The sequence below is a fragment of the Rhodococcus sp. MPR-R1B genome (assembly GCF_058793255.1).
The window spans coordinates 1-19,175 of the sequence record NZ_JBXAFO010000031.1 but is presented as its reverse complement, the minus strand read 5'-3'; the positions used below and the strand labels follow the sequence as shown (position 1 = coordinate 19,175).

26 protein-coding genes are annotated in these 19,175 nt (G+C 61.7%); 1 reads left to right on the top strand and 25 read right to left on the bottom strand.

Annotated elements, in window-relative coordinates; genetic code table 11:
* Positions 1-796 precede the first annotated feature (796 nt).
* The 5 genes from AC1Q61_RS28295 to AC1Q61_RS28275 form a co-directional block, all read right to left on the bottom strand.
* Positions 797-1,114, bottom strand: a complete 318-nt coding sequence (locus AC1Q61_RS28295; protein WP_065353036.1) for a helix-turn-helix domain-containing protein — start codon at positions 1,112-1,114, stop codon at positions 797-799.
* Positions 1,111-2,190 carry a tyrosine-type recombinase/integrase gene (locus AC1Q61_RS28290; RefSeq protein ID WP_075835920.1) on the bottom strand — a complete coding sequence of 360 codons (1,080 nt, stop codon included), beginning with the start codon at positions 2,188-2,190 and terminating at the stop codon, positions 1,111-1,113. The genes AC1Q61_RS28295 and AC1Q61_RS28290 overlap by 4 nt, the downstream gene beginning before the upstream one ends.
* A gap of 124 nt (positions 2,191-2,314) precedes the next feature.
* On the bottom strand, positions 2,315-2,602 hold the full coding sequence (gene nrdH / locus AC1Q61_RS28285; protein ID WP_075835609.1) for a glutaredoxin-like protein NrdH: 288 nt from the start codon (positions 2,600-2,602) through the stop codon (positions 2,315-2,317).
* 599 nt (positions 2,603-3,201) lie between these two features.
* Complete coding sequence (locus tag AC1Q61_RS28280) at positions 3,202-3,477, bottom strand: hypothetical protein (protein ID WP_125053106.1); 276 nt, start codon at positions 3,475-3,477, stop codon at positions 3,202-3,204.
* A 74-nt stretch (positions 3,478-3,551) separates the two neighbouring features.
* Complete coding sequence (locus AC1Q61_RS28275) at positions 3,552-4,238, bottom strand: DUF2786 domain-containing protein (protein WP_064112228.1); 687 nt, start codon at positions 4,236-4,238, stop codon at positions 3,552-3,554.
* 231 nt (positions 4,239-4,469) lie between these two features.
* Between AC1Q61_RS28275 and AC1Q61_RS28270 the strand changes: the two genes are divergently transcribed.
* Positions 4,470-4,931, top strand: a complete 462-nt coding sequence (locus tag AC1Q61_RS28270) for a hypothetical protein (protein WP_058228460.1) — start codon at positions 4,470-4,472, stop codon at positions 4,929-4,931.
* 119 nt (positions 4,932-5,050) lie between these two features.
* On the opposite strand, the gene AC1Q61_RS28265 is transcribed toward AC1Q61_RS28270, so the two are convergent.
* From AC1Q61_RS28265 to AC1Q61_RS28170, 20 genes are all read right to left on the bottom strand, one after another.
* A complete protein-coding gene (locus AC1Q61_RS28265) occupies positions 5,051-5,437 on the bottom strand; it encodes a hypothetical protein (protein ID WP_047269179.1) in 387 nt (128 codons plus the stop codon).
* A gap of 220 nt (positions 5,438-5,657) precedes the next feature.
* Complete coding sequence (locus tag AC1Q61_RS28260) at positions 5,658-6,863, bottom strand: PIN domain-containing protein (protein WP_058228461.1); 1,206 nt, start codon at positions 6,861-6,863, stop codon at positions 5,658-5,660.
* 130 nt (positions 6,864-6,993) lie between these two features.
* The gene (locus tag AC1Q61_RS28255; RefSeq protein WP_143542513.1) at positions 6,994-7,515 is read right to left on the bottom strand and encodes a hypothetical protein; all 522 of its coding nucleotides are present in this window, start codon (positions 7,513-7,515) and stop codon (positions 6,994-6,996) included.
* Positions 7,516-7,768: 253 nt separating this feature from the next.
* Entirely contained in the window at positions 7,769-8,212 is a 444-nt protein-coding gene (locus tag AC1Q61_RS28250) for a DUF3846 domain-containing protein (protein WP_141695865.1), read from the bottom strand.
* 278 nt (positions 8,213-8,490) lie between these two features.
* Complete coding sequence (locus AC1Q61_RS28245; protein WP_143542512.1) at positions 8,491-9,060, bottom strand: hypothetical protein; 570 nt, start codon at positions 9,058-9,060, stop codon at positions 8,491-8,493.
* 218 nt (positions 9,061-9,278) lie between these two features.
* Complete coding sequence (locus tag AC1Q61_RS28240; protein ID WP_047269183.1) at positions 9,279-9,896, bottom strand: hypothetical protein; 618 nt, start codon at positions 9,894-9,896, stop codon at positions 9,279-9,281.
* Positions 9,893-10,765, bottom strand: coding sequence for a hypothetical protein (locus AC1Q61_RS28235; protein ID WP_075835601.1), 873 nt, complete (start codon positions 10,763-10,765; stop codon positions 9,893-9,895). The genes AC1Q61_RS28240 and AC1Q61_RS28235 overlap by 4 nt, the downstream gene beginning before the upstream one ends.
* 309 nt (positions 10,766-11,074) lie before the next feature.
* A complete protein-coding gene (locus AC1Q61_RS28230; protein WP_087503783.1) occupies positions 11,075-11,401 on the bottom strand; it encodes a hypothetical protein in 327 nt (108 codons plus the stop codon).
* Positions 11,394-11,936: a hypothetical protein gene (locus AC1Q61_RS28225; RefSeq protein ID WP_143542511.1), complete on the bottom strand. Its 543-nt coding sequence runs from the start codon at positions 11,934-11,936 to the stop codon at positions 11,394-11,396. Before AC1Q61_RS28225 ends, AC1Q61_RS28230 begins: the two co-directional genes overlap by 8 nt.
* A gap of 96 nt (positions 11,937-12,032) precedes the next feature.
* On the bottom strand, positions 12,033-13,025 hold the full coding sequence (locus AC1Q61_RS28220) for a DNA cytosine methyltransferase (RefSeq protein WP_223304381.1): 993 nt from the start codon (positions 13,023-13,025) through the stop codon (positions 12,033-12,035).
* 397 nt (positions 13,026-13,422) lie between these two features.
* Positions 13,423-13,695, bottom strand: a complete 273-nt coding sequence (locus AC1Q61_RS28215) for a hypothetical protein (protein ID WP_143542510.1) — start codon at positions 13,693-13,695, stop codon at positions 13,423-13,425.
* Between the two features lie 137 nt (positions 13,696-13,832).
* Positions 13,833-14,039, bottom strand: a complete 207-nt coding sequence (locus AC1Q61_RS28210) for a hypothetical protein (RefSeq protein ID WP_075835591.1) — start codon at positions 14,037-14,039, stop codon at positions 13,833-13,835.
* Positions 14,036-14,452 carry an ASCH domain-containing protein gene (locus AC1Q61_RS28205; protein ID WP_492651304.1) on the bottom strand — a complete coding sequence of 139 codons (417 nt, stop codon included), beginning with the start codon at positions 14,450-14,452 and terminating at the stop codon, positions 14,036-14,038. The genes AC1Q61_RS28210 and AC1Q61_RS28205 overlap by 4 nt, the downstream gene beginning before the upstream one ends.
* Positions 14,440-14,898, bottom strand: coding sequence for a hypothetical protein (locus tag AC1Q61_RS28200; protein ID WP_075835587.1), 459 nt, complete (start codon positions 14,896-14,898; stop codon positions 14,440-14,442). Before AC1Q61_RS28200 ends, AC1Q61_RS28205 begins: the two co-directional genes overlap by 13 nt.
* A 278-nt stretch (positions 14,899-15,176) precedes the next feature.
* Complete coding sequence (locus tag AC1Q61_RS28195; RefSeq protein WP_058228469.1) at positions 15,177-15,497, bottom strand: hypothetical protein; 321 nt, start codon at positions 15,495-15,497, stop codon at positions 15,177-15,179.
* 109 nt (positions 15,498-15,606) lie between these two features.
* Entirely contained in the window at positions 15,607-16,158 is a 552-nt protein-coding gene (locus AC1Q61_RS28190) for a hypothetical protein (protein WP_492651305.1), read from the bottom strand.
* Positions 16,159-16,422: 264 nt separating this feature from the next.
* Complete coding sequence (locus tag AC1Q61_RS28185; RefSeq protein ID WP_047269191.1) at positions 16,423-16,779, bottom strand: hypothetical protein; 357 nt, start codon at positions 16,777-16,779, stop codon at positions 16,423-16,425.
* Between the two features lie 177 nt (positions 16,780-16,956).
* The gene (locus tag AC1Q61_RS28180) at positions 16,957-17,331 is read right to left on the bottom strand and encodes a hypothetical protein (protein WP_047269192.1); all 375 of its coding nucleotides are present in this window, start codon (positions 17,329-17,331) and stop codon (positions 16,957-16,959) included.
* Positions 17,332-17,387: 56 nt separating this feature from the next.
* The gene (locus AC1Q61_RS28175) at positions 17,388-17,660 is read right to left on the bottom strand and encodes a hypothetical protein (protein WP_047269193.1); all 273 of its coding nucleotides are present in this window, start codon (positions 17,658-17,660) and stop codon (positions 17,388-17,390) included.
* A gap of 550 nt (positions 17,661-18,210) precedes the next feature.
* Positions 18,211-18,789, bottom strand: a complete 579-nt coding sequence (locus tag AC1Q61_RS28170) for a hypothetical protein (RefSeq protein ID WP_064112145.1) — start codon at positions 18,787-18,789, stop codon at positions 18,211-18,213.
* Positions 18,790-19,175 lie beyond the last annotated feature (386 nt).

Genomic DNA, 19,175 nt, shown 5'->3' with positions numbered 1-19,175 from the left:
ATATCGCCTTGGCGGATCGCACTCGCGAGCACACTACACAGCGGTGCGTCCGTTCGGGTCGGCACCGTTTACACAGGTCCGGGTGTTCTCCCCCGCTTCGATGTGCGATCGCCACGATGCGGCCGCATCGTCCGCATGGCCGGCGCGGCGGCTCGTAGCAGCGCGCACAGAGTGGCCCCGTGTCGCTGAACTTCTTGGCGATCGCTGTCCGTCCGCACTGCGTGCAGATGTGCTGTGGGCGTGCGCAGGTCCCGCACATCGGATCGCCCGAGTCGTCTCTCGTGGACGGGGCACGGACTCGTCCGCAGCGGATGCTTTTCTCGGTGCGTTGTGGTTCGTGTTGATAACAGGTGCGGCAGATCGTTCCGTCCGGGCGCACCGCAGTCGGATGCCCGGCCTTGCCGCAGCGGTCGCAGGTCACGGTGTTCGCTTTGGTGACGCACCATTCGCAGCATCGTCCTTCGGGAGCGAGGCGGATCAGTCTGGGCCATCGTTTACCGCATCGCGCACACGCGGGAAGTTCAACGCGGCATCCGGCCGCGTGCAAGCCGTACGCCAGGCGCACAGCGGTGATCGGGGCGTGAGGATCCGGTGAGGACAAGCATCCGGGGTGACTCATCAGATACCGGTGCAGGGTCCGTACCCCACGGGGTTGCCATGCCGCCGCGTCCTGGAGTAGTTGTCGTGCATGATCTTCGGTGATCTTTCCGGGCGCGACGGACTGGGTCGCCGCGATCATCCGTGCGCGTATCTCGTCGAGTGGTGTGCTCGGCGGCGTTCCTCGTGGTGGCATCGATCAGTGCTGCGGCCGGCGAATCGTGGTGCGTCGCAGCGGCGTGGGCGCGGAGCGGTCGCTTGCGGCTTTTCGGATCGTTTCGTTGACGATTTTCGGTTCGATGAGATCGTTGGGTGTGCATTCGAGTATGTCGCAGAGCGCAACCAGGGTGTCCATGCTCAATCGTTGCGGAGGTGAGGTGACCAGGCGGTAGACCTGCTCACGGGAGAGCGCGATTCCGCGTTCGGCGAGTAACGGGACAAGGTCCGAGGTGTGGAAGATGTCGCGTTCGGCCATCTTGTGCCGCAAGTGCCAGGCGTAGCCCATTTTCTTGTTCATGATTCGCTCCACAGTTCGCCGTGTCGGTTTCGCATCGCGCGGGTCAACAGTTGATTTCGGTACTCGTTCGAGACGCCGGTGTAGATCGACGTCGTCGATGCATGCGTGTGCCCGACCTGTTCTTGGACGAAGCGCACCGGGTAGTCGAATTCGATCAGATGGGTCACGTAGGAATGTCGCAGGCAGTGCAAGTCCAGGATCGGGTCGAGATTCGCGTCGTCACGGGCAGCAGTAAGCGCGGCGTTGACCGATCGCGGGGAGATGCGACCTGCGCGTTCGGTCACCCACAATGCCGGATGCGCGCCGGGCGCAAACGCTGGTCGGATTTCGGCCAGATAGTGCTCGAGGACGTCGACGATCCAATCGAATTCGGGAACAGTGAGCACAGTCCGGCGTTTCGTCGGCCCGCCGCGCGACGCCTTACCGAATCGAACCGCGACCGAACCCGACGAACCATACTGCGGGGCTTGGGAATTGCGCCGAAGATCTACCAGGTCGATATTGCACACCTCCGAGCGGCGTAGCCCGAAGGCGTAGCAGAACTTGAGCATCGCGGAATCGCGCATCGCCGCGAGGGCGCCTTTGCGGCCATTCTCCCGAATCTTCTCGGCTCGTCCGTCAGCGGCATCGAACAAGGCTTGGATCTCGTCGTACGTCAGCGGACGCCGACGCGGACTGCCTTCGTAGTCCCCAATGTGCAGCACGGAGTTGCCCTCGTGGAACACCAACTGGGGTGTTGACCCGAACCTGTCGGCGCACACCTGCATCCAGCCGTATCGGTGGTCGGTGAGGTACTCGCAGAACAGTCTGACCGTGATTTCGTAGCTCCGGATCGTGGACAACGCGAGCGCCCGGTCGCCGGATCGCAGATCACTGATCCATGCCTCAGCTTCTGCTGGAGTCCACTGCCACGGATACAGATTCGTGAACTCACCGAATCGTCGAATCATCCGAATCCGCGCTGCAATGGTCTGGTCTTTGAGGAATCGGCTGCGTTGTTGTCGCGTCCAGCCCTCGATCATCGCTTCCGACATCGCCGGTGCCGGATCGAGATGGACGACATTCCCCGCGAGTATCAGATGTGCCGATCCCGGCGCCTCGTTCACCACATTAATGTTGTATCAGATGCAACATTGTTACATCCACTCGAAGCGCACGGTCCGGTTCCGTAAATCCAGGACTTACAACTCCCCTGCGGCGTCAAACAGCCAGTCCAGACAGGTCTTTCGAATTGACGCTATGTTGCATCTGCTGCAATACATCCCATTTCACCAGATTCTTGATTCGGTCGGGCCGGAACCCCGCCCAGTGGTCATCTCCGGCGACGACGACCGGCGCTTGCAGATACCCCAAGCTCATGACGTGCTCGCGGGCTCGAGCGTCTTCGGTGATGTCGACGACGGAGTATTCGACTCCAGCCTTGTCGAGAGCGCGGTAGGTGGCATTGCACTGAACGCACGCGGGCTTGGTGTACACGGTCACTGTCATGTCATCCCCCTGGGAAGTGAGTCGATCTTGCCACGATTGTATATCGAAATCTATTGTGCTGCAATAGCTTTCGAGATTCAACCATGATGTTTTGACTATAAAAGCTTTCCGTTTCACCTGCCTGATAGTTACAACGGTTGTACGGCAACAATTTTCAAGAGAATCTCTGCCTACATGGCAGACCTTGATTCGTCGGGCTGGGCGAGATCTGGCTGCCAGCCTCGGCCACCTCAGCGCGTTCGCCGTGGTCTGCATCCAAGTCGACACGACCAGCGAAGCGGCGATGCGGGTCTTTTGGACTCTTAAAATGGGGACAAAAACTAGCATGTATTAGCAGCTCAGAGATGCTGCATAGTATTGCATTCACAGCATGTCCAGACAGTGAATAGTCCACAGTGATATCAGGATGACCGCGCACCCTGAAGTATCCGCGGCCGCCGTGAGAATCGTGTAGACACGAACACCCGCTCAATCCGGAAAGCAGTGGGCGGAACCGCCGGACAGGACCGACGCGGAAATCGGCCGGCGACGGAGGTGGATCCGGTGGGCACAGGGGGCGGCGAGTCACCCCTGCGCCCACCGGCGCTCGCGCCACCGGATCAGACGGAGGCAGATCCTGGTGAAGCCTTGTAGACGGCTTCGGTGTGCCGGTCCTGGTAATCGCTGGAGGGGCGCAACCCAGCTGCGATCTCCGCGGTGACCAGACACGCACCGGCCGACTCGACCCACCACATCCGGCGGGCACGGCCCAACTCGTCGACGACCCGTCGCCGATAGTTCGGCCCGCAGACGGTGAACTGCTCCAACGCCGCCAGCCGATCCTCTGCGTTCGGCACGTTCTTCAATGCGTCTCCACGCTGGTTGATGCTTGACATGATGTCCTCCTGGTCGGGAACCGTTGGTATGTCCACTGTCTCGCCGCTCGGCAGGGTGCGCGGCACGTGGCGCGCTAGCGGGTCAGTGCTCGGCGCGAGCTCATTCGGGCGTTGCCGATATCGGCGCGACCTCCCGCGTTGGCGCCGTCCGCGTGGGCGCGGCCGTCCACATTTCGCCGCACCTTGAGTTGCCGGATATTGGGATACTCGAGCCGAAGCGCAGCGGCTGCACGGTCAGCGTCGTTGACGTGCACCAGATCGCTGCCAACGATGTCGTATGCGGCGTCCTTCTCCGCGACCTCGAGCCGGGTGGATACAGCGTGAATGAATCCGAGCATCCATGACCGACGAGCCCTGGACGTCGACGACGCGGAGACGCCCTTAACCTTGGCTGCACCGGCATTCATCTGCACCGAGAGAAGCGCGAACAGCAATTTGAGCCGCTCGATATTTGCGGCGGTGCCGAACACCTTGCGGCGGTCAGACTTACTCACTCGAATGGACGAGCAGTGCAGTGCCCCGGCAAGCGCGTTGAAAAGGAGACCGCGATCGACCTTGTAGGCGCCGGAGATCTCGATTTCGTAGACGATGATCTCGGCAGGGCCGGAACCGCTTACCCGTCGCACTTCGGCCTCGTCGACACCGTATTTGGCGATCAACTCGAACGCCTTCTGGTTGAAGACGTCCGCTTCGGGTGTGCCTGCAACGCTGTCTGCCTGCGCGAGCAGCTTACGAATCCGGTCAATCCTGTCGTCGCTCATTGCGACCTCCCTCGTCCCGTTCGGTTACCTTCTGCGACTACGTTCGCGAACGACCACGGCGACTGCGGCACCTCCGCAACCTCGGTACCGGCCGATCACCAGCAGCAACGACATGAATGCGGCGGACAGGACTCTCGACTGCGGGCGCCCCTGTTTCGGGCCGCATACACCGGAACCGGGCTCGATACGGTGGCCCTTCGATTCACTCGTCATCGAATGAGAGGACTTCCCATGACTGTTCGCCGAGGTTTGGCCCGGGCGACTGCTGTTGCCGCCTCCGCCGCGATCTGCGCTGCCGGGGTTGCCACGATCGCGGCTGGCACCGCGTCCGCCGCCCCTCCGGCCGCTGTTCTGCAGGTCACCGGCACCGACATCGTTCCTGTTCCTGCCGGTCCGTGCTTCGGCACGATTCACGTCGACTTCGAGGTGGTGCCGGGACATCCTGATCAGACAACGGTGAATCTCACACCGAACGGCACCTACGGCTCGATCCCGGGGTGTGAGGTGCCGGTAAACGTGTCGTGGCAGAACGGCATTGCGCCGTTCAATCACGTTGAGTCCACGCTGGCAGCCAACGGCCGGACCAGCACGACCATCACCGCCGGACAGGGTTTGAGTCTGGTCAGTGTCGGGGCCGGCGCGTATCTGGGTGGCCTTCCGAGTTGGGTGTCGAGCGGATACCTGTGGCTGTAGCTGTAGCCGACTCACATGGGAACGGCCGCAACACACCTAATCGTGTTGCGGCCGTTCCCATGTGTGGATGAAACGATACCGCCGGATCGAAGCGATACGTCTGGATCTGGCGTGGTCGCTCAGGCCGCTGCAATCGGCTCCGTGGGCTGCTCAACGGACACGGGGAAGGTGTTGCGTATGACGGCGTTGGTGAACAGGTGCCGAAGCACGATGTAGTCCGTTTGAACTCTGACGGCGGACTGCGCCAACGGCAACGTCAGGGTGTCGAGGCTTGGTAGCGCGATGGCGATCGGCTTCCTGTTCGATCGCGCCCGAGGAGCGCGCACCAGGGTGGGTGTGGTGACGGCGTCGGTGACGACGACAACCTGATGGGTACGCCGTTCGATGCTGTCGTACGGGCAGAGTACGTATTGCGGAGTCACAGTCTTCTGGAGCGCTTTCAGCCCAGGTAAGACGTTGCGGGAGAAGTCGGTCCAAGTCATGTGGGGGAGAGCGGTCAACGTCATTGAAGATCCTCTGCACTGGTCGGCGATTTGGTCGCCTTCACGATGCCGAAGCTAATTATGTTGTGCGGCAGCCTTTGTCCGTCACGCTATGGTGATGGACCTGGGGCTTGCCAAGCGGACGTCGAGTATTTCAAACACTGCTCGGACAGCTCACAACCGACCGGGAATCCTGTCGTCAGTCGGTTGTTTGTGTCAGGCCCGTTGATGCTAATGGTGCGTTCTAGTTGTCGTAGAACAGCGAAGAACTCGCCCACTTCTTCTTGGGGGTGGAGGTGACCTGCACTCCGCTGTCGAATTCGAGCGAATCAACCTCATTGCCGTTCACCAAGAATCGGAACGTCAATTCGACTTCTACCGACGTGGCTACCTCCATGTAGTGCTTGTTGAAGTCTGCGTCTTGCACGTCCCAATCAACATCGGAGATCGCGAAGTCAGCCTTATGGATCTGACCGCTGCATGTGACAGTAGCCAGGAAGCGAACTTCGCCGATTTGTGTGTCGCCTTCGTATTTCTCGTGCACATCGATGCCCACAGTGTCGAGACGTGGGTCAACTTCAGTGACGATGACGGGACCTTCGAGTTCCGGAATTGTCAGTTTGAAGGCAGACTCGTGAAAGAAGTCGTCGGAGATATAGTCGGGTAGTTCCATGCCCAGTATGTCGTCGCACGCGCCCGGGATCGCAGCCGTTATCAGCTGTGAGATGTCGTCATACAGCTCAAGGTCGTGATCGTCCTCGGACAGTTCTGCGTGAACGGAGTCCAGCTTGGTCAGAGTCATGGCTTCGGGAATGGTCTTCGCCAGGGCGACCGCATTCGGTGTCGCCGCCTTCAGGTCAGCGATCAGATTCTTGTGCAGCTTCCCCGAGTCATCTCCGCTCCCACAAAAATCGTTGTCATTGGTGATGAACACGATCTCGCTATGCGCCGGCGACGCCACGGCGATGGCCTTCACTGTCCCCCAGATCAGGGCGTCACGGTATCCCTTGTCGGTGGTGTCGAATGGTGGATGCGCGCTCAGGGACCACTCGACCAAAACATCGTGGTCAACAGGTGGGATCGGTGCGATCTTCACACCGTGGTCGGCGAGATTGGTCCTCAGCTCGGCAGTGTGATCCACCCGTGAGATTGTCGGGCGGTCACGCAGTTCGCGGACAGTCGGCACTTCAGGCGGCAATTCCACTCCCGCGGCTGCCAAATCTCGAAGGGCAGTGCTCCACGACTTGATTCCGGCTTTACGGAGTGATTCAGCGGCCGCGAATCTGCGGCGGCCGAACTCCCGAACGACCACCTCCGGGACCACGAGCGTGAATGAAGGCCCAAACTCCCTGACCAGGAACATCTTCTTCCAGGCCACATCGTCCAGTCGCGGCGTCCCGAGGACGATGTTGGTATCGAAAATGAAGATGGTGGACGACGTCGGAGTCATGGAATCAACTCTTCCACACGCGAACCGCCCGCCTCGACGGGCTGTCATGGCGGGCGGTCGCGTGGTCGCTACGGTCCGATGGTCACGTGCGATCGATCAGGAATCGCTGGTCTGTATCGGTGTGGTTGTGTCACACAGACGCGCGGAGGGGGTGCTTCTGGCAGACGGGCTGGCGAAGGGGTGCAGCTGGTTCCGACGCACCAGCGGGTGCGACTACGGGCGCTGGCTCAGCTGCCTGGTCGGGAGTAGCCACGGGTGCAGCACTGGGGTGGACGATTTCGAGTGCTGCCGCCGCGCGACTGGCCCAGCCCTTGCGGTCGTAGTGGGGAACCCCACTAGCCTTGGCCAGTGCGTTGAGAAGGATCTCCGTGTGCTCCGGGCTGAGCTCCACGATCTGCCCGTGCTCGTTGGATGTCCCGATCACCACCGGCCCGAAGTAGTAGCGGGTGAGCTGGGGGCGCAACACACGCACGATTGCAGATGCGAGCGGGTTCAGCTGCCCGTCAGCGGTTTCCCTACTGTCGGTCCACATCGCGAGGCTGGTGTTCTCGTCGCCAGCGAGGGCGACAACGTCGACCGCAGGGCATCCGATCTCGACGCGTAGGCCGACCTCGGCGGTCTGCCGCCCTACGGTCAAGTCGACTTTGTCCACGTTTGCATCTGTGCCGACCCGAATTGCGTACATAACGTCCTCCAAGATTTTTGGTGCGGTGCATTCTCCGATGGGATCAACATAGATCGACGGCCTCCGGTGCGTGGCACGTACGTCAAACACCGACGGGTTTGCGAGGGCACGTTTCCACTGGTGAGGCTGTGGAAGGGGCCGGACAGGCGGCCTCATGCGACGCACGCACAACTCAGCCCGCTCACCGGCCGTGGGCTGGTAGGCGGGCTGAGTTAGTTGGTCAGACCGACGCGCTGGCCGGCGCCGGGACGGTGAACCCCAATGCCGCTGCCCTGGTTGCGATCCACTGCACGCGGGCCGCCATGGGCACCCCGGCTACCTCCGCCAGACTTCCGAGAACCTTCGACACGTGCTCCGGGCGGAGGTCGACGGTCTCGCCTTCGTCGTTGGACGTCGCGAACAAGGCCGTACCGAAGTAGTACGCCTGCGCGTCTTCTTTGAGTTCACGGGCAATCCCGGAAGCGGCGAGGTTCGGAGTGCTGTTGTACATGCCCTCGTCGTCGACCCACATATCGAGGCTGGTGTCGTCATCGCCTGTAAGGCCGACGACGTCGAATACACGGCAGTCGATTTCCGCACGCAGCCCGTCACCGATGCTGCGCCCACCTGCGGTGAGGTCCACTCGGGATACGTTGAACTGGGTGTCGATCTTGATTGCGTCCACGGTGATCTCCTGATCGGTTCGGTTGGTTGCTGAAATCAGCTTGCGTGGAGGCACTTTGGGATGCGGCACCACAAAATCAGGCGATCTGGAGAAGCGTCGCCGGCGTTCGCGGCGCCGCAGGCTCTCGACCAGCAACGGGGCGCGGCGGCCAACCGGGCGCTCGGCCGGACAGGATGCAGTTCATCCACTCAACAACGACGCTCGCCGGACAGCGTCTTCACTTGGATCCGAAATCCCAGTACGGGATCTCGAATCCAACACGTTGACCTGCGCAACCTCTACCGATCTGGCATGAAGACACCGATCGTAGAGTCGTTTGGTCGTGTCAGCGTGGTCCCATCGCGGTACGTGATCGTTATCTGATCGGTGGTCGTTGATCCGGTGACCTGCTCAACGGCTCCCACGTTCAGGACATGAGGATTCAGTGCCACCCACATACCCGGAAACACCCTGTCGATACTCGTCAAAATCCATCGACCGTGGACGACGGGCCGAGCTGTGGCGTAGTAGCCCAAAACGCCAATCACCAGACTTAGACCCCAACCCGCGGCAATCAGCGCGCGGTCGACGACAGCGAGTTTGCCAATCGAAAAGACAATCAGAGCCAGTACAACAGCGGTAACGACTCCAACTGACAAGCCGAAGGCATCGAGATTCTTACGTGGGCGACCGAACACGCTGGGCGCCGGTACGCCAAGATTCAAACGCCAGGGCCCGTTTCGTACTACTGAACCCTTCCCCGGTATCGGCAACTCCATGGCGCCCAACGCCTCAACGATCTGCCCCTCCGTGACTGCTTGTTGCATTTCGCATTCGGGGCACACCCACACCAGCGAGGCCGCACTCACGGCCGACAACTCAATCCCGTCGCGAGGGCACGCCAACGGATCCACAGCGAACTCACTGTTCCACCGATTGAGCGCACCAACAGTGTCTGTGGCCGAGTCCTGATTTCCTGTAGCCATTTGGTTCCTCTTTCTCTGCATAGCTCAAATATGCAAAACCCCAGGGGAATACGCGGCGGCGGCGGTGTGCACTCATCGGTCATCGTCGATTCGTGGAGGTATCACTCGCCCCGGACGACCCTCAGCGCCGGCTTCGGCGGTGTCGCCTCCTTCGCACCATCCAACGGCTCCCGGACAGGACAAACGCGCTGCCAGAGCGCATCCCAATCACAGGTGAAATAGCGAGTCAGCACCCCGCCACGGTTGGGCGGCGGAACCGGCTTCCCGTGTTCGTTCCACAGCCGTTGTCGTTCATCGCGCAGTGCCTCCACCTCGGACGTGAGGTGTCGGCGGCAGTAGCCGATCCACACAGATTCTCCGGTAGCCGGTTCTCGGTCGATCCAGACGGTGACAGCGGGCTTGCTGCACTGCCCGCCTTTCCTGACCATCTCAGCGCAGCAACGCATAAGCCCCTGTGTACTTTCCGGGTCGTAGCGGGGAAGATCCCGTTCGACAGCTCGCCGGGCCCAGTAGAACGCCTTTCCTGGGTTGTCGCCGGTGGCTTGTTCCCCGACCTCGAGCAGGAGCCCGTCCAAGGTCTTCACTCGCACCCGTAGGCCGTCGTCGTCGCTCACTCGATCGAGAACGTGACGAAGGCACAGCGCGAACAGCAGGGTGTCGCCGACGAGGTCCGGATCGGAGAGCATCTGGGCAATGCCTCGGTCGCTGTCGGCGATCATGGTCTGGCCTGCCTTTTTGCCTTCGGCGCGGCGAGAACGTCGGCTTTGGACAGGCTCAGCCGCACTCCAGATTTCGGGTCGATCAGCTCTTCGACGATGTTCGCGAGGCTGCTCCTCAGATTGGTGGCAGCGCTGCGTACAGCGACGTGGTCAACTACCGCGTCCGCGATCGTCTCGAGCAACTCCTGATCCTCTGTGCGGGCCCATAACCACAATCGCTTCGCCACGATCTGCTCGTCGACCAAATTCAGTATCCGATGGATCCGCTCCGCCTCGAACTCTCTGGCACCGGTACCCACGGCTTTCACCCGAGCAAGCTCCCGCTGATCGCGCTCGTGCGTGCGTTGCGCTTCCTTCACTGAACGGGCAGCCTCGCGTTCGGCTTCCGAGGATTTCCACGCCTGCCAGCGAGCGAGTTTGCGCCAGGCGGCGCCAGTGTCGATCGGGGACAACTTCGGTGCGGGTCGCAGCACTGCCATCGACACCCCACCTCGCCGGACAGGTGGCGCCATGATGCCCCAGGATTCGGGAATCGTCAGGCCTTCGATGAGGGCGGGGTCGGAGATGACGAGCCACCACTGTGAGCAGTGCTTGGCCCAGTCGTCGTGTTTGGTCGGATTACGTAGTTCTGAGATCACGTCCTGCCTGCTGACTTTGATCTCGTGCCCGATGATGTGGTCGCCATTCGAGTGGGTCAATGGCGCCGCGATCAGGTCGGCCCGCCGATCCGATCCGGGGGCTGCGATCTCCGCCGCGAGTATGAATCCGGGTCGTTGAGCGCTCGGCGGGTTGTAGTGCCGGCGGAGCATCTGCTGCACCTCTGCAGCGGTGAGCGCAACGGCCTTTGTGGATGCATTTTTGGTGGTCATGTCAATGCTCCTGACTGCCAATGATTTCGGACAGCTCGGCTTCGGCCTGCGGATGTTCGTTGTGGCGTCATTCGTACTCCACCACGTCGCCGCACCGGGAGCAGTTCCAACCGAAAAACCGTTCCCCGATTTCGTTCCGTTCCCAATACGAGCCGGGCCTTACGAACCTGCCGCACGTGCATTGAATCCACTGCTGGCGTTTGGCCTCTTCGTATTTCCACTGCTCCGTGAACAGTTGATCGAAGGTCATCAGGTTCATGACTGTCTGACCTTCGGAAGCGTGATGTACGTGCACATTTCCTCGGTCTCTTAAACGACGGGGTGATCGCCAGCCGGCAGGTCGTCGGGATCGAAGTCGTAGTCGGTGTGACCTGTCAAGACGATGCACGTGTCGCCCTGTTGGCAGATCATGTCGCCGATCATCTGGTGTGGAAGGTCGTGGACCTGGCTCACTCCGTCGCGGTCGAGTTGGTTCTGGAGCTCGTTCCGTGGGTTGGTCGGGAGTTCCTTGCAGTCTTCGCATTCCCACCAGACTGTGCACGGTGCGCCGGGATGCTTGTACGGGCACACGATCTCGTATTCGGCGTCGTGCTCGTTGTCGGCGGCGCGCGTGATCCGCAGAATGTGATCACTCATCATTGTCCCTTTCGGAGCGCTTCGGGATCACCACGTCGAGGTGTTCTTGGTGGATTCGGCTGCCGACCCACGCGTTCGGGTGAGGGTTTTCGTTGTAGATGCGGGTCGCGTTCTCAAGGGTCGCTGGCCACACCCAGAGCGGGTCAGGCCAGCCAGGATGGCCACAGAACAGGTATCGCACCTGCACCTTCTCTTTCGGGACGACAACGCTGGTGGCCACGATTGCCTCGGCGACGTGGTGGCGCAGAAGGTAGGAGAGTGCGCCGGATGTGCTGTCGATCGGCGCGGACCGGAACTCGTCCCCCGTGCAGAAGACCTCAGCGCCGCAGGCGCAGTCGATCACCAAGCTGCGTTTGCCGAGATGTGTGACTGTCGCGGGACCGTGCTTGCCCAGCAGGTCCGCCAGTTCGGTCGTCGTGGACCTGGACATGGACTCCGCCTGTGTCTGGGCGTCGAGAGCTGCGATTGTTTCCGTTCGTGACCGTGACGAACGATTGTGATGCGGATCGTCGAGGGCGCCAGCTACTGCGGCCATCTGGTCTCCTCGGTCACCGGTCTCTGCGTAGTACATTCGCGATTCTCCTGACTTGATCGAAAACTGTTTGAGTGAACTGATTTCTGTGTGTCGCGGTCACGAGTTAGCCCCTACGAGGGCTCGTCGATCGACACTCACGGGTGCCGGACCCTCCAAGGCCACTCGTACGCGATCCCCGATCCACCGTGCAGCGTGGACGGATACCGCATTGCCGATCTGCTTCTTCACTTGCTTGGTGTTGCCCACGAACTCGTAGGCGTCCGGAAAACCCTGTCCCCTTGCGCATTCACGGTTCGACAGCATCCGGAAGCGAACACCCTCGTCGGTGACTGTCGCGATGCCGTGGTGATTACCGCCGGCAGTGATGGCAGCGAGCGGATGCGCATCAGCTCTGCGGGCCTGCGCGTTGCGCCGGTAGGTCACAAGGTGCGGGGTGTCGAATTCGGCGATCTGCTCGATCTGTTCCGACACGTACAGCTTGCGGGTGACGATCTTCCCGGGGTTCGGATCAAGGATCGTCGACGCGCTGACCTGCTCCGGTTCGGTCACGGTGAGATCCACGTTCCCGTCGCGGGTGAACACGGCGAAGTAGCGAACACGTCGCTGTGCTGCGCCAACGTCGGCGGCGTCCAGAAGCACGATTTGTTCGCGGTAGCCGAGCATTCGCATCCCGTCCAGCCACCACGGGTAGAGAGTCCAGGCCTGGAATTCGAGGACGTTCTCTACGATCACAGCGTCGTAGCGGTGCACTTCTGTTGCGGCGATGACAGCGAAGGCTGTAGCGCGGTCGATGGATCCCGCGTCGGCACGCAGTAGTTCCTGTTCCACCGGTGGTTTCTTGTGCCCGCCGGATCTGGCGTGCCAGACGCACGACGGGGAGAACCATGCGATGTTCGTTCTCGGGAAAGTGCGCCAGTCGACTTCGCTGAGATTCTCGTTCCGGTGTTCGGTGTTGGGATGGTTCCGTTGATGAGTGGCGATAGCCAGGTCCCAGTGGTTCGCGGCGGAAACGACCGAATACCCTGCCAATTCAAGACCTGTTGAGCTTCCACCAGCCCCCGCGAAGTTGTCGCTCGCAGTCAGTGCCATTCGGCCTCCGTTCAGAACCTGGGACATGTTGGCGGGCGCCTTCAAGTCCATCCAGTTCTACAGATGCGGGTTCCGGTGTGCGGCAAGGAATGCAGCGGTGAGGGCAGCTGGTGTTGGCAACCAGGATGAACAGATGACCACACGGCCCGCACAGGCGGACAGCCTTATCAGGCCCCTCGAAAACCCTTCAAGACCTGCTCAGTGAAGCCTGGCCACCACATTCGGCAGCGTCACGACGACACGTCACGGCGCTCGAGATTCGCGACGACAGTTCCATCGCGAACTCGTGGGCGTCACCTGGCGAGTCTGTGTATATGCCACTGCTATTCCGTCCAGGAAGATCGTGGCCTCAATCTCCCACTCGCCCGCACGGTCAAAGATGCTTCCGCTCAGGGCTTTATCTCCGAATTTGGTGCCCCAGAACATGCACGGTGGTGTGGTTCTGTGCGTCGATGTACGACTGAATTACCTCCGCAGCAGCTCTGATTGCCCACTGATCGGGTGGCTTCGACAGGTCGTCCTGCGCTATGTACGCGGCCTCGATCAACGCGGGTGACGGATTCTCCGGGTCCGGTAGTCGGACGTAGACGGCCACCTCGACCGATTCACTAGGTTCGCTTCCGCCGAAGCAGCCGTCGATATGCTCAGGCGCGTCACAGTCTCCGTCCATCGTGCATTCCTTTACCGGCTCGGGAACGTCGTGCCCGCGTCGCCTTAACTCGTCCCGGCCATGCCGAGCGAGTTTCGTCGCAAAAGGTTCAGTGCGGATCTCCACTGCCCGGGGCTTCGCATGGCCTCCAATGTCAGTCACGATGCACCCCTTGCATATCCTGCCTTGTCGACCATCCGCAACGTCAACTCCGCCAAGACAAGCACTTTGGTGCCATCGTCGGCACACAAGCTCATCGGCTGTGATGCGATCTCTTGGAGCCACATGTCCGCGATCTTGCGCCTGATTGACGTTCGATCCTCCGCGAGCGGCAGTGTGCTCTGTTGATCTGTGCTGCTTGTCACTGGTACGCCTCCGCTAAATCGAGCCGCCGAATAATGCTGTCGTCAGCGATGGTCCGAAGTCCCAGTGCGCCCTTGTACTCGATCGGGGATTCGAGTACTCGCGGATTTCGTAGGCGCAGATGGAAGTGACCCGGTTGCGCCCAGTCCGAGCAGTCACATTCGCAATCCCGGTCATGATGCACACTCGAGAGGTCGACGACACCGATGATCGCACCGTAGTAGTGGATCCGGAGGATACCACGGGGGTGCCTCATCGGAAGACCTCGCAGTGCTTCCATGTCGGGCTTGAGTGAAGCGTGGATAGCGACGGGGCCGCGGTATTTTCCTGCGATGTTCCTCGTCCGGTTCTCGATGTTCTTGTCTCCGTGAACGATTTGCCACGCGTAGGGCTGACGCACGGTCAGGATTCGCATGCTCTTCCCTCCTCCGCGGCTACCGACGGGGCGAGGAGCTTTGCTAGCTCGCGACTCTTTCCCGCGCCTGCAAGATCTGCGATTGACTGCCCCGAGACAAAATCCTTCGGCACCCGCACGGTTACGTAGGCGTGTTCTCCACCGGGGTTGCTGTCTGCTCCTGTGATAGCGCATAACATCTTCGATCCGGTTTCGGGGGGTACAGCAGTGAACGGCGCATGGTCGTTGAAGTCATTCCGCCCCGCTTTCGTGCTCTCCTCGGTGGGCACCATCTGCTCCGCGGTGAGAATGGGGTACCCATTCAAAGGCAGCCAGAAGAGGACTGCGTTGCCTGCCGCCAGGAAGAAGTCCTCGGGATCGGAACCATGGGCGACGCCCTCGCTCGCCTCCAGCGCTACTCTCCCGACATCGATTGCTACTTCATCTGAGTTGTTCAAGTTGTTCATGACATTGGCTCGATTCGTAAGTGGACGGGATGGGTGCGGCGATCGCTGGGCGACGACGTGCTGTCGGGCCGAAATGCTGCGTTGACGGTTATCGTTTCGCTCAGCCAAGTTCTACGAATAAAGGTTCTGTTGTGCGGCATCAGATGCGGCGCTGACGGTAGATGGCGCCGGCCGCCGCGCTGAGTGTGTAGGACAGTCCTGAGGATCCGCGAGCGCGCAGCGCGATCAGATCAGCGCTGATGCACGTCGGGAATCCGATGCAACCCGGTGGCGGGCTGTCACGGTTTCACGGTCACGATGTCGAGCTCGACGAACTTCGACGTTTTCTTCGAGACGGAGATGCTTCCGGCGACCAGCTCACTCAGTCGCGCATTGATGTCCTCGTCGGACTCGTAGCCGTTGCTGAAGATCCTGTCGTCGGGGCCACGTACACCGCGCCGGTTGTCGATGATCGTGTACTGCACTGTCTTTTTGAGATTGAACGGGCTGGTGAGGATCACGAAATTGTTGTCCTCGGACACGGCCCGCACGCGCCACCAGCGCTTGGATTCGGCGAACTGAACCTTCGTGCCTACAGCCAGGGATTGGGCAGTTGTCATGCACTCTCTCCAATGTTCTGAGGATCTGCCAACGAGCGATTATCGCGCTCTGCGCCTATGTCTACCGCTGGCACTTCCGGTCACTGCTGGGAGAAATCGGCAGTGTTTGTCACTCTTTGCTGACTGTGGACTCACCGAGCGGCCGGACTTCGTAGATCGCCCAGCCTTCACCGACCTCGTTCTTCCGCTGTTCGGCGTGCGCCATTTCTTGCCGAACCGCCTCGAGTGTTGTGTGTACAACGCCGTCCCACAGGTCGGCGGTGTTTTCGGGGTTGAGAACCATGTACCCGGTTACGTCTGAGACGTGCTCTGAGGGTGCAGGTACGACGAAGTAGCGCTCGATGTGTTCGGCGATCTCATCAGCGGTATAGGCGATTCCTGAGTTGATGTCGGTGATCACGTTCTGAGCGAATTCTCGGAGTTCCGCGGGTGAGGAGTGCACCACCGCGGGGCCGGCTGGTTTTGCCGGCGCGTCCACAGACAGTGCCTGGCGCAAGTTCGACGCGCGCTCGCGGACTTTGTTGGGGCACATGGTGTTGAGAATCCACGAGATCAGTGCCTGTGCGTCGCCGACTCGTTCTGCGGGCAAGGCTCGGCCTCCGGTGGCGATCAGGTCTGCGACGGTTGTCGCGCTACTGACGGTTGAGGTGGTGTCGGCCATGATCGTTCCTTCGGTCGGGTGAACAACTTGTGGAAGGAAACCTTGGCTGGTGTCTGGTCACGCTGGGGCACTGCCTGTTGGGGAGTTTTCTGGCAACGACTTGTCCGCTGCCGGACTGGGATGGCGTGCTGGCGGAGAGTTCGGACAGCACTCTCCCTGGGGGAGTGGGGGAGTGGGGGAGTCGCGTTTGCCTGCCCGGTCGGGGCAGCCGAACGCCCACCCGCCAGGCGTCGGCGGGTGGGCGCGAGTGGGCCTGTCGCGGGCTCAGCGCAACGGTGCGAGGGGAATCGAGTACTCCGTGGTGTTGTCGTAGGTTCCACGCTGCCCGGGCGGCAGAGCGTGCACCAGCGTCGTCATTTCGCTCAAGTCGACTCCATCGGCGTAGAAGTTGTCGAGGTCGTCGCTCGACGCGAGTACCCGCCCGCCGTCGACCGTGGTGACTTCGTAGACGTTGAATTCGATATCTGCCCGCAGCATCCCGGCCTCGGGCCACACATTGCGCACGAACTCGCTCAGGGCTGCCATAGCGATCTCGTCGATCTGGCGGTCGAGTGCCCTCTTGGCGTCGCACAGTTCGGTGAGCTTGTCCTGGAAAGGGGTGGGCGTCTTCGTTGTCAGCATCGCTGCATCCTTCTGTCGTGTGGTTGACGGTATGCCCCTACTCTCCGAGAACCGTTGTCCGAGTGCGGCATGACAGAAACAGCAGCCGCTCACGCATCGATGGGCCGGACAGCGCTCTCCCTGGGGGACTGAGCCGGACGCATTCACCCACCAGCGTCGGTGGGTGAATGTCGGCTTCTACGCGCCCTGGTACAGCCGGATAACGAAGTCCGGTTCGTGATGGTTGTAGTCCCCTCGCTGAGATGGCGGAAGGTGCGCGATCAACGTTCCGATGTCCTCGACGATGGGTGGCAAAGAATCGTCATTGTCGATCATCAAATACGGCTTGAAGAACTCCTCGTCGGCGAGCACCCGCCCGTCCACCGCGACTACCTTCTCGACGACCCATTCAGGACTGGAGTAGACGATCGCCGCATCCGGCCATAGGGCGCACACGTACTCCCTCATCGCCGGGAGCGCTAGCCTCTCGATCTTCTCGCCCAGATCGACATGCTCCGCGCTCAGACGGAGAAGCTCGTCCTTTAACGTGGCGTGCTGCTCGGGTGCAGTCATGATTGTTTTCCTTCCGTCAGGTGGGGGCCGGGCCGAGGTCAGCCGCCCCTGGGTGGTCAGATCGCGCGGGCGTAGTTGAAGCCCAGAAGGTCGTATCCGGCGTCGCTCAGGATGGCGCGCTCCTCTGCGAGCGTCGCCCATTCCCATCCGAGAATGAACGCGACTTCGGTGCCGTCAAGGGTGGTGACGCTGTAGCCGACTTTGTAGACCGTCATCTGGTCTTCGGCGACGTGGCGACCACTGCGGCGGATGAGGTGGGTGGCGTGTTTGCGCGCTGCAGCTCGGCGCTCGTCACTGATCTGTCGAGACTCGTATGCGGTGGTCGTCATCGTGCCCTCCCAAGGCCGTCGGCGTTCGTTGCCATCGATGACGATCCGCGCCGGCGCCTGACACTGCGGCACTGAGCCACACGCGAGATCCTTTGTCCCCCTGACAACATCGACTGGGTTTGCCGATACGCGACACCCCGAGCCGGACAGCTCTCTCCCCGGGGGAAGGGGGCCTGCCGGGATAGGCAGGAATCCAGCCCATCCCGGGAGGAGGGTCAGGAAGCATCACCACTCGGCAACTGGCCGACAGCGAACAGGACCGGGTGAACGCCGGGCGCGCAGCGACGAGATAGTCGCGCCACGCCCAACGCGACTATTGGCCGCCGCACTGGTCGACCGCGCCCGACCACGAATCGGCGTCAGCCGACCTCGTCGACTGGCCACGGACCTATTGCTGAGCTGAGCTGAGTTCAACTCGACCCGCCCACAACGGCCACGGAACTACATACCGGGTGAAATTCTTTGTCCCCCCGCTGCCCTCGCTGGAAACAGCACCCACACCATTCGAAAGCGGACAGCTCTCTCCCCGGGGGAGTGGGGGAACCGACGGTCAGGCGTCGCCGGGGAGGTACCCGGCGGCCGCGGTGAAGGCGATGCCGGCCGCGGCTTCATCCCGCACACCTTCCGGACCGGCACCAGTCTCGGCCGCCACAACAGCTTCCTTCGCTGCAGCCAACGCTGCGTGCCCGACCGCCCGGACTCGAGTCTGGATCTGACGTGGATCGGTCTCGTCGACCAGGTGCGCACGCCGAGCCGCAGCCGCCGCCAGATCAGCTCCGTTTGCGGCGGCCTGCCGGACGCTGGCGAGTCGCCATGCCCCGGTATGCCCTGCCCCAGGGGGTGTCTCGATTCGTGTCCCCTCCCACGAGGCGCTACGGCGGCTCTCCGAACGGGCCTCGAAACGCATGACCCGTTCAGTCAACGACTGCCGCGTAACCCCACCGAAGACGCCGCTGATCTCATCCCACGACACCCCGACCTCGCGGGCGTTGACGATCGCCGCCGCCGAACGATCCCGAGCTGTCTCCATCCGTTCCCGCAGCGCCGACTCCTGCTTGACCGCATCGGTCAGCGCGCCCACGGCCTTGCCTCGGGCCACATCCGACAGGTCGGTGCGAATCTCAACCACGCCAGCATCATCTCCTCGTAACCGGTGGGCCCTGGACATCACGCGACGGCGCAGGGTGCACATGCACAATCCCACCCCCGGTTCCGGTCACCCACGGACCGTAACGGACGCACCATCGTCGCAGCCCACGTTGATGATCGGCTCCTGTCACCACGATCTCTGCAGCTGTCGGACCTCACGCCACGCGCGCGTTCACATGACGCCGGCGACCGGGCACCCCCAACCTCACGCTCGGAGCGCGGCGCCCACCGACCACCCATCCGGACGAGCAACCTCAACCGCGAGAAACTCTGTCCCCCCACTGACCTCACAACATCACCCCACCCACCGACTCCCACCTATCGCACCCCCAAACGCCCCGATCCGGACAGCCTTCCCCCTGGGGG